Origin of the sequence: Aquirufa nivalisilvae, assembly GCF_004307455.1 — a bacterium.
Classification (GTDB): Bacteria; Bacteroidota; Bacteroidia; order Cytophagales; family Spirosomataceae; genus Aquirufa; species Aquirufa nivalisilvae.
In genome coordinates this window covers 287,249-308,465 of record NZ_SEWX01000002.1, presented here as the reverse complement: position 1 = coordinate 308,465, position 21,217 = coordinate 287,249, and the positions used below count along the sequence as shown (strand labels likewise).

Below are 21,217 nucleotides of genomic sequence, written 5' to 3'. Positions count from 1 at the left end.
TTTATAAAGGACTGCAAAGATAATTAAAAAGAGGTGGCATGGAAAACTAATTCCCTATTTAGATGTTTATTTCAACAAAAATACTCGTTTCACCCATTGTTGTTTTTCGGTCTTAACAATGCAAAAATAAGTCCCCGTTGGCCAATTTCCTGCCTCTATCTCCCTATCTAACATAGAACCGCCTACGTTTACTCGATCTTGATATACAACTCTTCCTTGTAAATCAACCACATGTAATTCCACGGTTTGACCCATTTGTTCTAAAGGCAACTGCACTCTAAATAAACCTTGACTTGGATTTGGTCGAATAAGTAATCCAGTAGCTTCAGTACCATTTTCTACTGCCAGAACCAATTTAGGTGGTGTGACCGCCTGAGCACCTTGGATATTTAAATTATCAATGGCCCATCCCCATCCGTAGGCGCCGATGTCGGAATGTAAGCGGAATCTCAATAAAACCTTATCCCCTGGATTAAATTTCCCTGAACCTAATATATCAATTTCTCTTTTCTGAAATAAGGTAGCCGTTCCTTTGAGCGTGGAGTTCCCGTTTTTATCTACATTCGTTCCTGTCCAAGCTTTTTGCCATTCCGAATAATCATTGGAATCCCATCCATCACGTAAATTATTCCAAGTAAGGCCACCATCCTTTGAACCTTGAACAATCACATAATCATAAAAAGAACGATTTACCGTACCATCGGCATTTAAGAATGAGGTACCAGTTGTCTCAGCCGTTTCCACCAAAACTACCTCATCAAATGTAATTCGAGCGGTATCAGCACGAACGATAATCGGTTTCAATAAAATGGCATCATTATTCGTGAATTTATCTGAACCTCCAGAATTATCGTAGGATTCTTCTGAACCATTGGCATATGGATGTTCACTATTCAAACCTAGAGAAGTAAAATTAGCAGGTTGATTGATAGCAAAACCTTTCAAATAAAAATCAGCTGTCGGTTTATTTTCAAAATCCGTTTTATACGTATTGACAGCATCCATGGAGGTCAATACCACAAACTCATAGTTACCTGTAGCGGGGAAATAGACATAATTGGCAATTTTAGCCTTGTCTTTCACAACCACTCGATATTTAATGATATCTCCAGCCTTAATCTGGCCGGTCGCAAAGTTAAACGCTCCATTATAACTGAATGCATCTGCCGTAGAGCGAATAAATCCTGATTTAATCACAGCGCCCGAACCGATGCTATATTCCATATACACCGTATCTATACCAATATTATCGTTGGCCAATAAGGTTGGTAAATTGATTTTGGTTTGATTGGAAAAAATATATTTCAGTGGATTAGAATAAATCGCTACTGGCTTTACGGTATCCTGTCCAATCGTAAATTTATAATAACTTGAGGTGGTAGTACCAGCAATCAGTGGGGCTTGTGCAGGTGTGGTAAATTTCTTTCCACTTGCTTCTTCAGCTGACCAATAATATGCGATGGTTCTTAATTTGGTGTCTTTAGGCAAAGTATAGGAATAGCTCGATCCAGACAAGGTTAATGGACGAGAAGTCGCATTTTGAATAGTACCGTCGGTAGAAAGCATCAATTTCAGCGAATTGGCTTTCACGATGGTGTCCGAATATACATTAACTGTAAATACATAATCCTTGGTAACATCCTCCGTATCGGTAAATAAATCGGCAGTGGGTACAATACTGGAAGAATACCACCCAAAATCATTGAATGCGGCAGGTACGATAGTTCCTAACTCACGAGTTATTTCTCCCTTAGCAATACTAGGGGTCATTAAGGCATTAGGATCCTTAGGGCGGTATTTTGAGGCATCGACGTGATAGATAGAAGACCCCTGAGTATAGGTATTAGGCGCATATAATTTTGCTTTCTCTTTATTATTCGCTGCCAATAATTTGGTTGTGCTTAAGAACAAATTTCCCGATGTTAATTGCGCTTTTAATTCGGGAGAATCATTTTTAAAATTAAGGGTATCTGTCAAACTAAGCCCCGTACTATTAACCATAAATTGATCAAAAATACCTGGATAAATGTAATAGGCTGTTGTATTATCTACCGCCACTTGACCAATAAATCCTAGACCATGACCAAATTCATGTAAAACTACTGAGTATAAATCAATCTGATTGATGGTAGGGACTCCATCCAATCCTTTGTACCAGTTGGCATAATCCGCATTAAAATTAGCTACGATATCAAAATCTGTCCCATTCAGGTTTTTATGAGCCATTTTCTCCGCTAAAGCAATGGGATAATAAGTGTTCACTTTGGCCGCTCCAGGGAAATTGCGAACGTTGGCTGTTGCACCTGCACTTCCCAATACATTGGTTGCTAAGCTTCTCCAGCGACAAAGCACCTTCACTTCAACATCCGAATTTAATATGGAAGCCCATGATTCGGCAGCTTTTTCAAAAACGGCTCTCACATCAGCAGGAGGTGGAGTTTCAAAACTTAAGGTGAATTTAGCCGCACTGGCAGAAGTTCTATTTTGAGTACTTTTACTTTCAATATTCTTTTTTCTAACCCAGTCTTGCATCTCTTGGGTATAGCCCTCAGGAAGTTCACGCTTGATTTTAGTGAATTCAGGAGTATATTCATCAATCATTTTACCTGGAATGATATCCATTTCATGATGTTGAGAATAACCTAATTGCCAGCTACCCAGCACTCCTAATATGATGTAAAGAAATTTCTTCATAAGTGGTATTAATTCCTAAATATAAAGATGTTCTGCTAATATATTAATCAAAAAAGTCCCACTGATGGGGACTTTTTCGATTAACACACAAAATACGTCGATTAATAATTCGGATTTTGTTGAATATTAGAGTTAACACGTAATTCATTGCTTGGTAGTGGTAATTGCAAACGGTAATCCGTAGCAGCTAAAGACAAGAAACGTGCAGGAGTACCTGTACCATCCGCTTTATCACCTCGAGAAGAACGAGAAATTCCATTTCCTTTACGTTTCAAATCAAACAAACGATGACCTTCGAAAGCGAATTCCAAACGACGTTCTAAATCGATGGCCGTTTTCAAGGCATTACCAGATTCTGAAAAATTACCTGCATCAAAATCCGTGTAACGATTTTTACGTAAGTTATTCAAAGCAGTCAAGGCTTCAGCATTTTTACCTAGATTAGCCAATGACTCAGCTAAATTTAACCAAACCTCCGCTACGCGAATCACTTTAGAATCTATTACGTTGGCATTACCCGTAGCTCTTCCAAACCATTTTGCCACGGAATTGTAAGGCTGGCCATTGAAGGTCGTCAAACGAACAGAAGCTGCCGTTCTCACATCATTGGCTTTGAAAGATTGTAAGAATAAATGATCCACGACATATTCATTACGAACACCAGAAGCTGAACTTTGGCTGTATTCTACACCCGGAGTGATACGGTCTTTATCAACAATCTGCAATTTTAGCAATACGCCCGTATTCACCGCATCTGTCCAAATTCTAGCATAATCAGCCAAACCACCAGGGTTTGAGCTTAGAGCTAATGAACGAGTAGCAGCATCCGCTGATTCCTGCCATTTACCTTCATAGAGGTAAACACGAGATAATAGAGCTGAAACGGCTGCCTTGTTGAATCGATAGATACCATTAGCTGAACCAATAGCTGCCTCAGCGGCTTTCAAATCTGTTTCAATCTTACTGAAATTGGTTTTAACAGATTCTCTACTTGGCTTCAATGTTGCATCGGTTGATGTCACGTAAGGAACTCCTAAGTCTGTATCTGATGCTTGAGTATAAGCTTTTCCATACAAACGAACCAAATCAAAGTGAGCCATAGCGCGGAAAGCTAGCGCCTCAGCTTTGTAATTCTCTTTGGATGCTCCCGCAGGTAAACGATCAATATTTTCCAATATGGCATTGGCGCGACGAATACCTGTGTAAGCTGTAGCAAACAATCCCCAAGTTCCATCAGCTGTATACCGCCATTCGTAAAAAGAAAGATTGGATAAACGACCCGTACGGGCTACTACAACATTATCTGATAAAATATCCGGTAAACTTATCATGGAACCTCCAAAATAAGAGCCTCCTAAAGCTGAGGCATACATACCTCTGACTGCGTTGGCAAAATCAGAATCCGATTCAAAAGCTTGTGCGATGGTTGCTGAGTTATATGGTCCCAGTTCCAATCCTTTTTCACAAGAGCCTAGTCCCACTAGGCAAACACTGCATATCGCTAGAATGAATTTTTTCATTTTCATGTCTCTACTAATTAAAATGTGATATCTAAACCTACATTGACCGTTCTAGTTTGCGGATAAGAATAAGCCGCAAATAAACCTTGAACTGTTCCTCCAGTACTCTCTGCTTGACCAAACCCAACTTCTGGATCTCCCTTAAACTCTGGAGCCCAATAGAACCAGTTTTGCGCTTGAGCATACACTCGTACCGACTGCATTTTGGCTTTCTTTACCCAGTTGCTAGGTAAATTGTAGGCTAAGGTTACGTTACGTAGACGGATATAATCTCCTTTTTGTAAGAAGCGATCAGAAGAGAAAGATTGATACAATTTACGTGGATCAGGCAAAACATTTACATCTCCTGCCTTTTTCCAATAATTCAATGCATCTACTGCCTGATTTTGATATACATTCTCTCCATCAGATGTCAAATCTTGCCATCTGAAGTTCATGATATAATGACCACCTTGATACACCGCATCAGCAGATAAAGTAACTCCTTTGTACGTCACCGTAGTACCTAAACCTCCGAAATACTTGATTTGACGAGATTTACCACTTAAAATAACAGCATCTCCAGCACTCCAAGTTTCTGTGCTTGATCCATTTTTATCTAAATAAATAGGTGCGCCTGTTTCTTTGTTAACACCTACATATCGGTTTAGATAATATACATCAATAGGCTCACCAATTTTCAATTTAGAAACACTACCAGAACGGTTTAAGTTATCTTCTGTCAACTCCACCACCTTGTTATTGTTGTTGGTAAAGTTCGCCGAGATATCCCAATACAAGTCTTTGGTTTGGATAATCTTATAATTTAACGTCAATTCCAAACCTGCATTTTCAACAGCTCCCACATTTTCAGTTCTACTAGAAAAACCCGTTGTAGAAGAAACTGGACGATCAAATAATAAGTTAGACGTTTTCTTTTGGTAGTAATCCACAGAACCTGTCAACTTGTTTTTCAACAATGCAAAATCAATTCCGATGTTAGCAGAAGCTGATTTTTCCCACGTTAAATTTGAGTTAGGTAATTGAGAAGGAAAAGTAGCTGAGGTAGTACCATAACTGGAATAACGATACAATCCTAAGGAAGTATAGTTACCAATACGATCATTACCTGAAGTACCATAACTAGCACGTAATTTCAGTTGATTCACGAAAGTTAAGTCTTCCATGAACGCTTCTTTAGAGATTTCCCAACCAGCACTTACTGATCCAAACAAGCCGTAACGATTATCAACTCCAAAACGAGAGGAACCATCGCGACGAATCGAAGCATCTAAGAAATAGCGTTGATTGTAATCATAACCCACACGTCCAAATAAAGAGAACAATGTCCAATCTGTCCTAGCTGACGTAGCTGAAACTGGAGTAGAGGCATTGTCCTGAGTGCTTACTTTACCATTAGGAAAACCTTTGGTACTAAAAGAGAAGGAACGGTAATTGTCATTGGTATACTCAACACCTGCTAAAGCACGAACGCTGTGTTTATCAGCAAAGGTATTCGTATAATTAATCGTGTTAGAAAATACGTAGTTGAATGACTGATAACCATTATCTGATTTAGAGCCGCGAGCAGCAGGGTCTCCCACGTACTGATCTAAAACGGAGTTTGGCTTGATGTAAGACTCACGATAATAATCTACCCAAGTTACCCCAGCTTGTGATCTAAACTCAAAGTTTTTCACTGGAGTTAAGGATATATAAGCGCTGGAAATACCTGTGTTAGTTGTTAAGCTTTCCGGGTTATTTTCCAAAGCTTCTGAAATTGGGAAACCTTGATGAGTTAGATTATAAGTCCCATCATCTAAACGTTCAGGCTCATAAGCGTTATATGCATAAAGAGCGAATGCCGGGTTCTGTGCATTGTAACGGTCACGAATTTCATTGGTCTTAATATTAGAAAAATTGATATTCGTTCCAATCTTAGCCCAATTATTCGGCTTGAATTCCACGTTTACACGACCTTGCTTTCTCCATAAATCAGATGCTAATTTGAAGATACCTTCATTGATCTGATTTTCTAAGGATAAATTATAGGTAAACATATCACTTGCCCCACTCACACCTACGCGTGTCACTTGGTTCATTCCACGACGCAACAAGGTATTGAACCAATCTGTTTTTTTAGATTCCAACGTCGCCCAAACTTTATCCAACTCAGCTTGTGTGGCACTTGCCGGACTAGTAATTCCTGCAGCATCAACATATTCATTGGCATAATCTAAGTCCCTTTCATATTCCAATTTTTGACGCATGTTCATCATTTGGAAATTGTCTGGTGTCTTCTCGTTGATACCATAAGAAGTTGAAACAGTCACTTTGGCATTTCCTTTTTTACCTCTTTTGGTTGTCACTAAAATAACCCCATTGGCTCCACGTGAACCATAAATAGCAGCAGAAGAGGCATCTTTTAAAATGGAAATATCCTCGATGTCATTCGGATTCAATGAACTTAATACGTTCACGCTTCCAATAACCCCTTCGCTATTAGCAGTTGGCACACCATCAATCACCACTAAAGGTTGAGCACCGGCTGTTAAGGTTCCTTCCCCACGGATACGTATAAACGCAGGCGCACCTGGGCGACCATTTTGAGCGGTTACTTGAACACCAGCAGCTTTTCCTTGCAATAAATTTTCAAAGCTGGTCACTGGCTTATTTTCCAATGCCTTGGAAGATACATTCACCTGAGCTCCAGTTAAATTTTGCTTTTTAGCTGTACCATAACCGATGACAACAACCTCATCTAGGCTGGCTGATTCTGGCACCAAGGATACATTAATAACCGACTTGTTGCCTACAGGTACATCTTGTCTTGCAAAACCCACAAAACTGAAGGATAAAACGGCATTCTTTCCAGGAACGGAAAGACGGTAGCTACCATCACTACCTGTGGTAATTCCACGTGAGCTTCCTTTGATGGAAACGCTCACTCCTGGCAAGCTTGCTCCATCTTCCGATGAGCTAACCTTTCCAGAAATAACTTGGTCTTGGGCAAGCACTGGAACTATCCAGAACAGCACCAATCCAAGGCTGAATAATAATTTTCTTTTCATAAGGTAACGTTTTTGATGAATTAATTATTAAAATAAGGAACAATGATGATTAACCATTTACGAACGTAAAGGTTTTGAAAATTAGGAAATATCCTAATTTTACCCAAGAAAATTTAGATTAATCTAAAAAAAGAGAATTATTATTTGGTTTGAATCAAATCCAGAAGTCCCTCGAAATTAGGTACTTGGATTTGGGTATGAGCCAGTTCTGCTGCAGTATGGGATGTGGTCATACCAACTACTTGCATGCCAGCAGATAAGCCAGCTTGAATTCCTTGAAGGGAATCTTCTACCACCCAGCAGTTGGCATATGCTACTCCTAATAAATCAGCGGCTTTCAAATAAATTTCGGGATCAGGCTTCCCTTTTTTCACTTCCGCCCCTCCTACTATCGCCTGAAAAAAATGACGAATCCCTAGACCATCTACAATAAAATCAATATTTCCTTGGCCTGCTGAAGTAGCCAAAGCACAAGCAATACCTTGCTGCTGCAATCCTTCCAAAAAGGAAATTAAACCTGGGGCAGCCTTGCGATGTGCGGCATAAAATTCCCGATAAATTGCTTCCTTTTTTTGCTCTAAATGTTCGATCTCCTCCAAAGACATCTCGCGACCATAAAACCACTCAAATGTATCTTTGGAATTCATCCCATTGAGCTCTTGATAAAATACTTCACGAGTTAATGGAATACCATGTTGCTCGCAAAACAACAACCAAGCATCCACGTGGTAAGGTAAATTATCTACCACCACTCCATCCATATCTAGTAAAACAGCTTCTACAGGCATTATGATAAACTTAATTGAAGGCCATCATAGGCCAAAAAAACATGTGGGGGTAATTCTTTTTGTACTTCTGCATGCAGACCCATCTGATGACTGATATGGGTAATATAAGCGCGCTCAGGCTTTACTTTCTCTATTACCTCCAAAGCTTCATCCAAGGTAAAATGAGAAATATGGGACGTTTTCTTGAGAGCATTAATGACCAGTACTTGTGAACCTTTTACTTTTTCCAATTCCTCTTCAGAAATATAATTGGCATCTGTGATGTAGGTGAAATCTCCGAAACGAAAACCGAACACATCCAACATGTAATGGCGGACTAAAATAGGTTGGATTTTTACCCCTTGAATTTCAAATACCTGATTCGTGATGGGGAATGTTTCTATTTCAGGAACTCCTGGGTATTTATTATCTCCGAAGGCATAGGCAAATTCCCTTTTAAGCTGGTCAATCACATTTACCTGAGCATACAAGGGAATACTGGATTTTTGAACATAATTAAATCCCCGTAAATCATCCATACCGGCCGTATGGTCTTTATGTTCATGGGTATAAATCACGGCATCCACGTGCTTTATACTTGCCCGTAACATTTGCTGCCTAAAATCAGGGCCCGTATCAATGATAAAACTTTTTCCTTGGGTTTGAATGTGCATAGAAACTCGCAAACGCTGATCATGTTGATCAGAGGAAGTACAAACTTCGCAAGAACAGGCTATCATGGGTATCCCCTGTGAGGTACCCGTACCCAAAAATTCTACCGAGATCGGCGACATGCCGTTATTCTGTTAATGCTTTAACTTGAGATACAAGTGCATCAAAATTCAAAGGCTTAGCTAAAAAATCATTGAACCCTGCTTCCTTGAAATCCTCCATGCTGTAATTTCTTGCATTACCTGTGATAGCAATCATAGGAATGTTGGATTTAGCTGAATCTGCTAAAGCACGAACCGCTCTTGCACATTCCATTCCATCCATGACAGGCATGTTAATATCCAAAAGAATGATATCAAAATCAGCTTTGGCTAATTCGTCTAACACTTGTTGTCCATTCTTTACTGCATGAATTTCAAAGTTTTGAAACTCTAATATCTTTCTAGCTAAATTTTGAATGACCGAACTATCCTCTGCAATCAATACTTTTTTCATAACACAATCTTGTTAAAATGGCTTAGGGGCACATGCCCATAATGGGGTAAAAATAACCAAAGCATTGAGGAATTCAAATGAATTTTTGACATAAAAAAAGCGAACCTGTTTGGTTCGCTTAAATTTTAATTCATTTACCCTATTTCACGTAGAAGGAAACAGAAGTTTTATCCCATTCTAAAGTCACTTGGCCTGTCTCTGTAACACCGATGTTAAATTGCTCGGTCATAGCATGCTCACTTGGTTTAGCTGTAACTCGTAAAGCATCTTGATCTGCTTTATAGGTGTAAGCTCCCCACATTTTTGACTCTTTATTGAAAATAATGGTCCACTCCGTTGGACCTGGAATGGATAACAAAGAATATACACCTTTGGCTAAAGGCTTGCCTTGAACTACGACATCCTTCGAAAATTCAATGGTTGTAGCTTCATTAGCTCCCGTTCTCCAAACCTCACCATATGGCACTAAGGCTTTTTGTTCTTTGGTTCCGAATACCAAGCGTCCTTTAACAGATGGTTTAGCATATTTAATCAAAACCTGAGTAGTACCCACTTTTTGAGAGGCTACTGCTGGAGGGGAAGCGGGGCTTTGAGCTAAAGCTCCAAAACTTAAAATACAAGAAAGAATAACAAGAAGTTTTTTCATGGTTGTGTTTGTTAATTTTTAGACCTACAAATTAAGCCAATAATTCAATTTTAACACTATGGAACGGTTTCTTATATGAAAATTCTCTGGTAAATAATTGTCGGTATAAACCAAGAAGAAATCCGAAGCTGGCTTGTAACGCCATTGTAAACGAGCGTTAAGATTCATGTTCTTGGTTTGTTGATTCAACTGAAAGAAGGTTGTGAAAAACAATTTATTGGTAAAGGTGATGTCCACTTTTGGTCTAATAATCCAAAATTCAGATGCTGAAATAATTTTAGTCGTACTTCCATCTGCCTGTGTAACGGGCACTTCCACACCCCAGATATTATTGTAATCCACTGCCATGGAAATCCCCACATGCGGTTGAAAACGATAACCCAATTCTCCCGTAATACCAGTTCTATTTCCATTACCATAATATCCTCCAAAACGAGAAGTGACAGAATAAGTAAACAATTTGATTGGAGAGGATGTGTAACCCAAACCTACTGAACGCCAAGTATGTTCAGACCCCTTTTTCTCAGGAATATTTCCCATACGCGTTGGGTCGAAATCATATAATAAACGAACATAATCATAGCCATGAAAAGCTGAGAAGCTCGCCTGATCTTTCATTTTTCCTTCTAAAGCTATATAGGTGGTATTATCTGTCAAACCTCCTGAATTATTCCAAAAGCTTAAGCTATTCAAACGAATTTGAGCATAAAATAACTTACTGGTTTTACTCTTTGGATAAAAGATTTTTCCTACTTCTGGGTTAATATTAGTATAATTAACACGAGGTACATACCCTACTTCTGGATTATAACTATCTCCTACCCACTGATGCTTCCAACTCACGATCCAATGATTGTCTTTATAAGCCAATGAGGCTGCATGAGCAAAATTATTAGCTTTGGCATCTGGACTAATCGATTGATAGTAGAATACTTTTCCTGTCCAGAAATTGTTGGAAGAGGCTAAATTATATTCCACCCCAATATTTCTATTGAATTCGGCAAAGCCATTTTGACGTTGTAATTCGGTATCAATGAACGACTGCTTGTTGATCATAAAAATACCGATATTGGAGCGAGCAAATAATTTTCTTTGCAGGGCCACCATGGAATAATTTTGGGTGGGTACGCCCTTATCATCAATTCGCTGAGATTGTACATTCAACAAACCAATTCTCCAGTCATTGGTTAATTTACCACTCACTCGAGCTCCGTAAGTGATAGGTGTTTGTTCATAAATCCCTGTTCTGTTATTTAATGCTAAACCAATCCGGCGAGAGAAAAATGGACGAATGGTTTCCGTTCCAAAGCCGTCAAATAAATCCGAGTTTTCAATAAAAAACTGACGTTTCTCAGGATAAAATAATTCAAAACGATCTAGGTTGGTTTGCTGACGATCCACATCCACTTGAGAGAAATCGGGATTAATGGTCAGGTCCATGTTCATACTTGAACTTAAAGCTACTTTGATATCCCCTCCAATCTGCTTTCTAAAACTAGTGGGATCTTGGGCTTCATAATTGCTAGTTACACCTGATAAAACATAAGGAATAACCGAAATATTTTGCTTAGGAGTTGGAGGTGGCGTTTCCCATAATAAAACCCCAGAATAGGCTAAAGAGGCCGTAGGGAATTGTCTTGGTACCGGCGCCCAAGCCGATTTTTCTTTCGCTTGCAAGTCCAATCGACTAAAATTAATTCCCCACCGAGTGCTATTGTTTTTGTAACGAATGGACTTAAATGGAATAGCTGCTTCCCAGATCCAAGATTCTTTATTGTAGGAAGTGGAAGACTCCCATTTATTATCCCAGTTTAGGTTTACTTTGGCCCCTTCCGACATCTGTCCGTCCCACTGTGCACCAGCAGCATTAGCCCCAAAAGAAAAACCGGTGGTTTTATCATCGAAAGTATCGATGAAAACAAGGAAATTATCATTAATACCAAAACTGAAATCTCGCTTCAAGGATTCCACCACATAACGTGATTGATCTTTCAGGAAACATTCGGCTGAAATATAGAGGTATTTATCATCATAGGTCATTCGAACGTCCGTACGGACATTGGAACAAAGTGTATCAGTAGGATTACACATAACAAAATCACTTACCTTGGCGGCCTCTAACCAGGCTGCTTCATCGAGCTTACCATCCATTTTAAGGGAACCTTTGGCAGGCTTAATAAGCATTTGAAAAATTTCGTTTCGTTTGGCTGTTTGAGCTAGAGATGAAAATGTAGTAAGCGTAAATAATAAGAGAAGAAGTCGCTTCATAAAAATGGTTGTCGTGAATCAATTAACTGCAATTTAGCCAAATTAAACGGAAGCTTAGGTAGGTCTTGTAGGGCAAGGCCTTGAAGATGATGTAAATAATTCTAGAGTTTTTTTATTTCAATCGACAAAAATCCTTTTGCTTGTTTTATTTTTGTAGCTAGTATTAATTATCGCAACGAATTATGGGAAGAGCTTTTGAATTTAGAAAGGCAAGAAAGTTTAAACGCTGGGGTCAAATGGCCAAAACGTTTACAAAAATCGGTAAAGACATTGTTATTGCTGTAAAAGCAGGTGGAGCAGATCCTACTGGAAACTCTCGTCTAAGGGCCATCATTCAGAATGCCAAGGCAGTTAATATGCCAAAAGATAATGTTGAACGTGCCATCAAAAGAGCCGTTTCTAAGGATCAAGAGGATTATAAGGAAATTGTTTATGAAGGATATGCCCAACATGGTATTGCTATATTAGTGGAAACCACAACGGATAACATCAATCGTACAGTAGCTAATATTCGCTCTTCGTTTACTAAATGCGGAGGTAGCTTGGGTACTCAAGGAATGTTGGATTTTATATTTACCCGCAAATCGGCTTTCAAGATTGCAGCTAAGCCTGAGATCGATTTGGAAGAGCTCGAGTTTGAATTGATTGATTTAGGAGGAGATGAGGTGTTTTTAGATACAGAAACCAATCAAATTAATATTTATGGAGAGTTTACCGCATTTGGCGCTATTCAAAAGTACTTAGAAGAAAAAGGGTATGAATTATTAGGGGCCGATTTTGAGCGGATACCTAATGAGACCAAAGAGTTAACAGACGAACAAGTGGCGGACGTTGAAAAATTGATTGAACGATTGGAAGAAGATGATGATGTTCAAAACGTTTACCACAATATGGGTTAAACCAAGCATTAAAAAGCACCTAGTGATAGGTGCTTTTTATTTGTTCTCATCATTCACCCTATCCGGGCAGATTCCAAGTTATCAATTTAAAAAAATAAGGGGTGTCAATCCGACAGCTCAACTGTATTTTCAAAAGCAGCTTTTAAGCCATAGTGCTACTGCTGACTTTCAACTACATGTTCAGGTAAAAGAATTTGATTTCTCTTCGAAGGAAACGTTCCAATTTCAAGCCGAAATATATGTAGATCGAGACTCCATCATAGGCCCTCAATTACTGTATACCTATAAAATCAGTTTCAAAACCCAAGGATTTAAAAGCAAATCAGCTCATTGGGAAGAAATGGCGAAATTAAGCTCTCAAAGTCTACAATCACAATTTGCCACTTGGTGGAAAAACAATTGGGATAAAGACCCTCATTTAATCCAAGAAGTAAGGGTAGAATTTTTACCTGATTATGTCCCCAAGAAGTTGGATCTAGATACCCTATTCTACGGCCAAAAGAAATTGGATTGGAGCGACTTTGTGGCCAAACCATATCCTGGTTCTCGGTTTGCCGCACAAATATTTAGCAATTTTGAATACCATGCAGCTCCTCGCATAGAGCGAGGTATTCTTTATCTCCCTATACAAGTAAAGGTGTATATGCTTCGCTCATCTTCTTGGAAAAAAGAAAATCTTCCAGATAGGGCCCTTGACCACGAGTCAACCCATTTCAATATTACCCAAAAAGCTGCCAATCTATTTAAGGAACAAATCCAACAAAAGAAATTAAGACCTCTTTGGTATGAAAGCGAGCTGCAATGGTGGTTTTTGGATGCTTACCGCTGGATGAATAGCACACAAAAGTCATACGATGATGATACGCAGCATGGCATCCAAGTAGCAGAACAGGAAATCTGGTATAATAAATTTAAATAGTTAGGTAACCGTTTAAATTAAAAATCAGATTCAGAAAGATAAGCTTTTGCTTTCTTCTCATCAAATCGATATAAATAGGGTGCTTTATGGGCTCCTCCTAGGTAGCGCTTTTCTAAGCGGACCAAAATATCCATACTTAAAATCTTCCTTTGGAAATTCGTGCGTACCAATTTTTTACCCAAAATAGTCTCATAGACTTGTTGCAATTCCGACATGGTAAATGTCTCTGCCAATAGATTAAAGGCTAATAATTTTTGATCCAAAGACCAACGCAACCTTTCTAAGGCTTTATCAATAATAGCCCGATGGTCCAAAAACATAGAAGGAATATCATGAATATCGGCCCAAGAGAATTGATCCGACATTTGGTCTAAATTGACATTAACTTTAGAGAAGTCCACCAAGGCATAATAGCCAATCGAAATATATCGGTCTGAAAGGAATGAAGTATCTACCCGAGTTTCTCCAATTTGTTCTTGAATCTTCTCATGCTGCTTGATGGCATCTTGATTCCTTTTAACATCGCCAAAAGTATAAAACTGCTCCAGATAAATATCTTTCAAGCCTGTTCTTTCAAACAATACTCGGCTAGCAGCCTGGTCAATGTCTTCACTGGATTTAACAAATCCTCCTGAGAGTGACCAAACCGTCGTATTTTTAAATTTCAATAAAAGTACCTTCAATTGATTTTCGTGAAATCCAAAGATCACGCAATCCACTGAAATATGAGGCAACCAATTAGCTCCTGAATAATTTTTCACCATAAACCTACTATTTAGGGATGCTTTTGAATAAATTCATGAATTTGCTTCACAAATAGTTGGTATCCCTTTTCATTCAAATGCAAGCGATCCGCAACAAATATATCGTCCATTAAACTGCCATCAGCACGGAAAAAAGGGCTTTGCATATCAATATAAAATCTTCCTTTTTCTTTGGCTATAATTTGCTGAATACGACCGTTTAAATCTTTTTGCTTATCTAACATGGCAATACGAGCTAAACTAGGTCTAGCAGCTATAAACACCAATTTTGTGTTAGGTAATTTTTCTTTCAAACGCTTGGAAAACACCACAAACTCTTGGGCAATAAACTCGGGACTTTGTCCTTTGGCCAAATCATTATCTCCTTCATACATAAATACCCAAGCTGGTTGGTATTTAAGTACCATACGATCAAAATAATATAAGGCTTCCTCTAAGGTAGAACCGCCAAATCCCCGATTAATGGACGGATATGCCGCCATATCTTGGTTGAAACTTTTCCAAAGGCGAAAACTGGAACTCCCGAAAAATAATCGAAGATTTTTTGCTGGCATAGCAAGTGAATCTTGTGATTCATATGCCTTAATTTCCTTTTCAAATTTGTCGATTTGTGCCCAAAGGCCTGTGCTGGATAACAGCAACAAACCTAGTAATAAGTGTTTTTTCATACTTATTCGTTAGGATAGACTAAGCCTATCTGTTTTCTAATTTCATCTAATAATCCCATTAACTCTTGACTAAACTGGTGTGTCATCCATTTGTTTTCTAATCGGCCTGCTCGTAAATCAGCTTGCACTGCTTCTGCCTCATAAGAATAACCCCATCCTTTGCGTTCGCATTCAAACTCTTCTACTTCACCTGACTCTAAAGTTACTGTAATTCCAAAGGTTTCATGAAAACGAGAATGCATCATTATTTTACCTTGACTACCGTAAATTGTACAAGTGGTATCAGTTTGAGCTGCTAAAGTAGAAAACAAAGTTGCCGTAGCACCACTTTCATAACTTGTCGCAATGGCACAATTCATGTCGACTCCCGTAGGTGCCATAGTACCTGTGGCTAGCAACGTTTTAGGTTGTCCTAACAACAATTTGGAAATAAATAAGGGGTATATCCCAATATCCATCAAAGAACCTCCAGTTAAAACGGGGTTGAATAAACGACTTTCCACATCGTATTCTGCTTTAAAGCCAAAGTCAGCCGCCACATGACGAATTTGACCAATCTTCCCCGACTCGATAATGTCTAATACTTTTGCTACAGATGGATGAAATCTTGTCCATAATGCCTCCATTAAAAACAAGTTCTTTTCCTTTGCTTTTTGTATCATTTCTGAGACTTGTCGGCCATTCACTGCAAATGCCTTTTCGCATAAAACAGGTATTCCAGCTTCTAGACACAATAAAGTATGCGCATGATGTAAACCATGGGGCGATGCCACATAAACCACATCAATCAGGCCACTGGAAAGCATTTCTTCATAAGAACCAAATGCCTTTGAACCTGGATAGTGTGACGCGAATTCTTCCGCACGATGGATATCTCTAGAGGACACAGCAGTCAGTTGAGCATCTGACACAAAAGCTAAATCATCGGCAAATTTACGTGCGATTTTTCCGCAGGCAAGTATGCCCCAACGAATGGAATTTCCAGGATTAATCATTTTCTTCTAATTAAATAGAGTTCAAGGTTTGTATCAATGCCTCTACCTGTTCACTTGAAACGGCAGGGAAATTAGCAATTCTTATTTGTGTTTCTTTCATTTTGCCATATCCTGCACCCACTATCATGCCTGAGGCATTTTTCACTTTTTGAATGACAGTCCCAGCTGCTTCTTGGCAATTCAAAACAACTACGGTTTGTGAACGATGTGATTCATTCTCAACAAAGGCCTCAAAACGATCCGATTTCTTAGCAAAATCATAGAGTGCTTTCGCCTTACGGTCCGTTTCTTTACGGATTTGATCCACACCAATTCGGTTGAAATCTTCTGCCACTTTACCTAAGACATAAATCCCCATCACATTGGGAGTTTCAGGCGTTTCAAACTTCTTATAATTCTCCCAAAGACTTGGTAATGAATGGTAGGTTCCAATCACACCTTCGTGTTTTTTCATTCTTTCTGCTTTCTCGAGCATGGCTTCATTGGCAATCCAAACACCTAATCCAGCGGGCATACCAAAGGCCTTTTGAACAGAGAAAAATGCAGTATCTACTAAATTAAAGTCGAGGTTAGTATAAGGAGCTGAAGAAACCATATCTACGGCCAAAAACTTATCCTTATTCGCTTTCTTTAATTTATGTATTTCTTGTGAACGCATTTGCACACCGGAACTGGTTTCATTGGCAGTAGCACAAATCAACTCGGCATACTCAGGTACATCCACATCAGAAGCATCAAAACCCTCACCAAATGGCTTATGCGCTGCATGGGCATATTTGTGCAACTCTTGAGCAAAATCAAAAAACTTCCTTGAAAAAGAACCATTCACTAAGTGGAAACACTCATGCTCCACCGTATTCATGATGATACGTTCCCAAATTTCTGTAGCAGACCCCGTAAAAAGGATGGCATTGTTTTGTTTAGGTAAATTAAACAACGTCCTCAATTGCTCATCGGCATGTTGGTATATCTTCCTAAACTGGGCTGAACGATGCGAAATGGAACCAATGGACAAGCGAAAAGCCTCCTCATAATGTCCTTGAACAGTAGGATAAAGTGCCGCTGGGCCAGGGGTAAAAAATACGGGCTGCATCATATAATTAGTAAAGCATTCTAAACTTAATGGTATTATCGATCAATTTCAATTCATTGACGATTTCTTCGGAATATTCTTTGGCCACATCTGTGATTACATAACCTGTTTTCTCCGTTGTTTTCAAGTATTGACCAATGATGTTAACGTGATACTTGGCAAATACATTATTGATTTGTGCCAAAATACCTGGTACATTCTGGTGGATATGTAATAAACGATGGGCATTTTCCAATGGAGGCAATTGTAATTCAGGGAAGTTTACTGAACCATAAGTACTACCATTGTTCATAAACTGCAACAATTTTGCCGGAACAAACTCCCCAATATTGGCTTGTGCCTCTTCTGTAGATCCTCCAATATGTGGAGTCAAAATAACATTTGGCAAACCTCTTAACTCATTAATGAATTCTTCGTCATTGGTCTTAGGCTCATACGGGAATACATCGATTGCTGCTCCCCACACTTTACCTGATTTAATCGCCTCTACCAAAGCTGGAATTTCCACCACATGACCTCTTGAAAGATTCAAGAAAATCACATTATCCTTCATCCAAGAGAATTCTTGCTTCCCAATGATGTTAGTATTTACCTTTCTACCATCCACGTGCAAACTCACAAAATCAGCCAAGTTCAACAATTCTTTCAAACTTGAACATTTTTTGGCATTCCCTAAGGCCAACTTATCAACGGTATCATAGAAATACACTTCCATACCTAGGGCCTCCGCAATCACAGAAATTTGAGTTCCAATATTTCCATAACCGATTAAGCCTAATTTTTTTCCACGAATCTCGTAGGAGTTGGTAGCTGATTTATCCCAAACTCCGGCATGCATGCGGGTCGACTTCTCGAAGATATTACGTGTTAGCATAACCATTAAGCCAATGGACAATTCCACGACAGAACGGGTATTGGAATAAGGCGCATTGAAAACTGCAATTCCCCGATTTTCGCATTCCGCTAAATCAATTTGGTTGGTTCCAATACAAAAAGCACCAACGCACATTAAACGAGCGGCATTGGGATGTTCCAATACTTTTTTAGTCAAATTGGTTTTGGAACGCAAACCAAGAATGGACACATCTTTGATTTTTTCAATCAATTCTGCTTCATCCAAGGCTCCTTTCAATAATTCAACTTGGAAACCTTCTTTCTTAAATGCTTGAACGGCATGTGGATGAACGTTTTCCAAAAGAAGAACTTTAATCCTAGATTTAGGATAAGACTGAGCACGGCTCAATCCATTGATGTATAAAAACTCGTCTAAAGATGGCACCACATGATCTGCTTTCTCCACCACCACTTTGCGAGATACATTTTCAGTAAAAGCAAAAAACTTATTGGCTAAACCTGCCTCACGCAATTCATAGTCGGTATACCCATCTCCAATAACATACACTTCTCCTTCCAATTGCAATGATTGCAAGAGGCTTACTTTACCGCGGTCTTTGGACAATAAATTATCGTGATCATATCCCGTAATATTACCTTCGGCATCATAGTTAAAGGTATTGGCAAAAACATTTTCGGCCGGAATGCCTAATTCTTGTACTACAGGAACAATGAAATCCTTGAAGCCGCTAGAAACAATTAGAATTTGCTCTGCATGTTCTTGGATAAACTCCTTATTTCTATTGAATGAATCTGATATTTTACCTTTCAAAAAAGCAATCAATTGGTCTACATGACCCCGATTGGCTGATAAAAGAGCAACGCGATCGCGCAACGAATCAGCAAATGAATAGGACCCTGACATCCCTTTTTCGGTAATTTCCCGAATCTTGGAGACAATCTCCTTTTGTTTCGGGTTTCCTTGTAAGGCGATATTCGCCAACTCATCTAGCCCTTCTACTTTGGTAAAAGTGCTATCAAAATCAATCACAATGTGCAATGGCTCCAACTGTTTATTCGACATAATTAATCGTTTCTTTATTCAAAAACCAATTCATTGCCCGTTGTTCCGACCACAAGGTTCCTCGATAATCTGAAGGATAGAATCCACAATGCCCACCTTGAGTGGGTAATTCCAAAAAGACATTTTCCCAGTTTGATGCCAGAGATGCCGGAAGGCATTCGGGCGATAAAAATGGATCGTTTTGGGCATTCACTACCAGGGTAGGAACCTGAATTTTATCTAAAAAATACAGCGAGCTATTTTGTTCGTAATAGTCTTCTGCATCTTTAAAACCGTGCAATGGACCCGTAATCACATCATCAAACTCCCTCAATGTTTTAATTCGTTTAAGAATAGCCACATCGACAGCCGTGGGAAATAGCACGGCTTTTTCTTTTGCTTTAGATAGAAGAGTTTGTAAAAATCGATGAGTGTAGAGTCCATTTTCTCGTCGTGCCAACTTTCGGCTACTACTTGAAAGGTGCAAAGGTACGGAAAATGCCACAGCTTTTCGAATCAAATTTGGATGATTTTGCCCTTGTTCCCCTAACCATTTTAAGGTAAGATTTCCTCCTAAACTAAAACCTGCCAAATAAATGCGATTCGCTCCTCGCTGAATACAGGTTTGAATCACCTCTTCCAAATCCTCGGTGGCACCACTATGGTAAAATCTTAATTTAAGATTCATCTCCCCAGAGCAAGATCGAAAGTTCCAAGCAAGCACATTGAAACCTTGTCCTATCATGGTTTTGGCCAAACCTTTAACGTATTGCGCCTGACTACTCCCTTCTAAACCATGGGAAATAATAAGTAATGGTTTTTCAGACAAAGGTGCATCGATGTACCAATCTAGATCTACAAAATCTTGATCGCTTAATATCAACCTCTCCCGATTAGGTGCTAGGTTATTTATTTTTCGAAATAAGGCGGTGAACATACTTTGGGTATGTCCTTCGGGTAACCAAAAAGGAGGTCGATAAGTGGGAACTGATTGAATTAAAGGCAAGGCATTAAATAAAAAAGTCAGGAATTAATTCATGATCACCCCACTTCGGGTTGACTTTGTATACATCAAAGTCGGTATAATTAGCAGCTCGTAAGACTTCTTCATCTATAAAAAACTGTCCTGTAGAGGTAACGTGGTCTTGTTTAAATATTTCATAGGCTGCATCTGCCATAATACTTGGCTTTCTAGACCGATCTAGCATATCTGAATTCCCAACGGCAAATTCAATAGCGGCCGTGGCTATAATGGTTTTAGGCCAAAGTGAATTAAAGGCTACTTTATTTTTAAACTCAGCTGCCATACCCAGGGTACAAAGCGACATACCGAATTTGGCCATAGAATAGGCCACATGGTTTTCAAACCAACGCGCTTCTATATTTAAAGGAGGAGAAAGCGTTAATACATGAGGGTTTTCCGCTTTCAACAAATGAGGCAAGCAGGCTTTGGATGTCAAAAAAGTTCCTCGGGCATTGACTTGATGCATTAAGTCGTACTTTTTCATGTCGGTCCACAAGGTCCCAGTCAAAGAAATGGCGGAAGCATTATTAACTAAGATATCAATGCCTCCAAAGGTCTCAACCGCTTTTTCTACCGCTTCAAAAACATGATTTTCATCACGAATATCCAAGACTAATGGTAAAGCTCGGCCGCCCAAACGCTCAATTTCCTCGGCTGCAGAAAAAACGGTGCCTGGTAATTTGGGGTGTGGGGTGGCTGTTTTAGCAGCAATAACTACGTTTGCGCCCACGGAAGCCATTTTTTTTGCAATTTCAAATCCGATACCTCTTGAAGCACCGGTAATAAAAACTGTCTTGTTGCTGAAGTCCATCTTGTGTTATTTAAACTTTGTCTAATTTACTATTT

Annotated in this window: 17 protein-coding genes; 2 read left to right on the top strand and 15 right to left on the bottom strand. The window is 39.1% G+C overall.

Features of this window, described 5'->3' with window-relative positions:
- Positions 1 to 66: 66 nt before the first annotated feature.
- From EWU22_RS04695 to EWU22_RS04660, 8 genes are all read right to left on the bottom strand, one after another.
- Positions 67 to 2,694 (bottom strand): T9SS type A sorting domain-containing protein, encoded by a 2,628-nt coding sequence (locus tag EWU22_RS04695; RefSeq protein ID WP_130924611.1) that lies wholly within the window; start codon positions 2,692 to 2,694, stop codon positions 67 to 69.
- Positions 2,695 to 2,795: 101 nt separating this feature from the next.
- Positions 2,796 to 4,214, bottom strand: coding sequence for a RagB/SusD family nutrient uptake outer membrane protein (locus tag EWU22_RS04690; RefSeq protein ID WP_231962721.1), 1,419 nt, complete (start codon positions 4,212 to 4,214; stop codon positions 2,796 to 2,798).
- Positions 4,215 to 4,231: 17 nt separating this feature from the next.
- The gene (locus tag EWU22_RS04685) at positions 4,232 to 7,264 is read right to left on the bottom strand and encodes a SusC/RagA family TonB-linked outer membrane protein (protein WP_130924609.1); all 3,033 of its coding nucleotides are present in this window, start codon (positions 7,262 to 7,264) and stop codon (positions 4,232 to 4,234) included.
- A gap of 140 nt (positions 7,265 to 7,404) precedes the next feature.
- Positions 7,405 to 8,052 carry an HAD family hydrolase gene (locus EWU22_RS04680; RefSeq protein WP_130924608.1) on the bottom strand — a complete coding sequence of 216 codons (648 nt, stop codon included), beginning with the start codon at positions 8,050 to 8,052 and terminating at the stop codon, positions 7,405 to 7,407.
- Positions 8,052 to 8,816 carry an MBL fold metallo-hydrolase gene (locus EWU22_RS04675; RefSeq protein ID WP_130924688.1) on the bottom strand — a complete coding sequence of 255 codons (765 nt, stop codon included), beginning with the start codon at positions 8,814 to 8,816 and terminating at the stop codon, positions 8,052 to 8,054. The genes EWU22_RS04680 and EWU22_RS04675 overlap by 1 nt, the downstream gene beginning before the upstream one ends.
- Before the next feature lie 13 nt (positions 8,817 to 8,829).
- Complete coding sequence (locus EWU22_RS04670) at positions 8,830 to 9,198, bottom strand: response regulator (protein ID WP_109322198.1); 369 nt, start codon at positions 9,196 to 9,198, stop codon at positions 8,830 to 8,832.
- A 139-nt stretch (positions 9,199 to 9,337) separates the two neighbouring features.
- Positions 9,338 to 9,844: a DUF2911 domain-containing protein gene (locus EWU22_RS04665; RefSeq protein ID WP_109322197.1), complete on the bottom strand. Its 507-nt coding sequence runs from the start codon at positions 9,842 to 9,844 to the stop codon at positions 9,338 to 9,340.
- Positions 9,845 to 9,868: 24 nt separating this feature from the next.
- On the bottom strand, positions 9,869 to 12,112 hold the full coding sequence (locus EWU22_RS04660) for a DUF5916 domain-containing protein (protein WP_109322196.1): 2,244 nt from the start codon (positions 12,110 to 12,112) through the stop codon (positions 9,869 to 9,871).
- 182 nt (positions 12,113 to 12,294) lie between these two features.
- Here EWU22_RS04660 and EWU22_RS04655 point away from each other — a divergent pair, with 182 nt between their 5' ends.
- The gene (locus EWU22_RS04655) at positions 12,295 to 13,011 is read left to right on the top strand and encodes a YebC/PmpR family DNA-binding transcriptional regulator (protein ID WP_109322195.1); all 717 of its coding nucleotides are present in this window, start codon (positions 12,295 to 12,297) and stop codon (positions 13,009 to 13,011) included.
- Positions 12,974 to 13,930 (top strand): hypothetical protein, encoded by a 957-nt coding sequence (locus EWU22_RS04650; RefSeq protein ID WP_161566791.1) that lies wholly within the window; start codon positions 12,974 to 12,976, stop codon positions 13,928 to 13,930. The genes EWU22_RS04655 and EWU22_RS04650 overlap by 38 nt, the downstream gene beginning before the upstream one ends.
- A 17-nt stretch (positions 13,931 to 13,947) precedes the next feature.
- Here EWU22_RS04650 and EWU22_RS04645 read toward each other — a convergent pair whose 3' ends face one another.
- From EWU22_RS04645 to EWU22_RS04615, 7 genes are read right to left on the bottom strand one after another with little or no spacing between them, the layout of a single operon-like run.
- A complete protein-coding gene (locus tag EWU22_RS04645; protein WP_130924606.1) occupies positions 13,948 to 14,694 on the bottom strand; it encodes an NUDIX hydrolase in 747 nt (248 codons plus the stop codon).
- A gap of 11 nt (positions 14,695 to 14,705) precedes the next feature.
- Positions 14,706 to 15,362 (bottom strand): GDSL-type esterase/lipase family protein, encoded by a 657-nt coding sequence (locus EWU22_RS04640; protein WP_130924605.1) that lies wholly within the window; start codon positions 15,360 to 15,362, stop codon positions 14,706 to 14,708.
- A 2-nt stretch (positions 15,363 to 15,364) separates the two neighbouring features.
- Positions 15,365 to 16,357, bottom strand: a complete 993-nt coding sequence (locus EWU22_RS04635) for a Gfo/Idh/MocA family protein (protein WP_109322191.1) — start codon at positions 16,355 to 16,357, stop codon at positions 15,365 to 15,367.
- 10 nt (positions 16,358 to 16,367) lie between these two features.
- The gene (locus tag EWU22_RS04630) at positions 16,368 to 17,450 is read right to left on the bottom strand and encodes an aminotransferase class V-fold PLP-dependent enzyme (protein WP_130924687.1); all 1,083 of its coding nucleotides are present in this window, start codon (positions 17,448 to 17,450) and stop codon (positions 16,368 to 16,370) included.
- A gap of 7 nt (positions 17,451 to 17,457) precedes the next feature.
- Positions 17,458 to 19,368, bottom strand: coding sequence for a phosphoglycerate dehydrogenase (gene serA, locus EWU22_RS04625; protein ID WP_130924604.1), 1,911 nt, complete (start codon positions 19,366 to 19,368; stop codon positions 17,458 to 17,460).
- Positions 19,358 to 20,353, bottom strand: a complete 996-nt coding sequence (locus EWU22_RS04620) for a YheT family hydrolase (RefSeq protein WP_130924603.1) — start codon at positions 20,351 to 20,353, stop codon at positions 19,358 to 19,360. Before EWU22_RS04620 ends, serA begins: the two co-directional genes overlap by 11 nt.
- Before the next feature lie 4 nt (positions 20,354 to 20,357).
- Entirely contained in the window at positions 20,358 to 21,182 is an 825-nt protein-coding gene (locus EWU22_RS04615; RefSeq protein ID WP_130924602.1) for an SDR family oxidoreductase, read from the bottom strand.
- Positions 21,183 to 21,217: the final 35 nt, after the last annotated feature.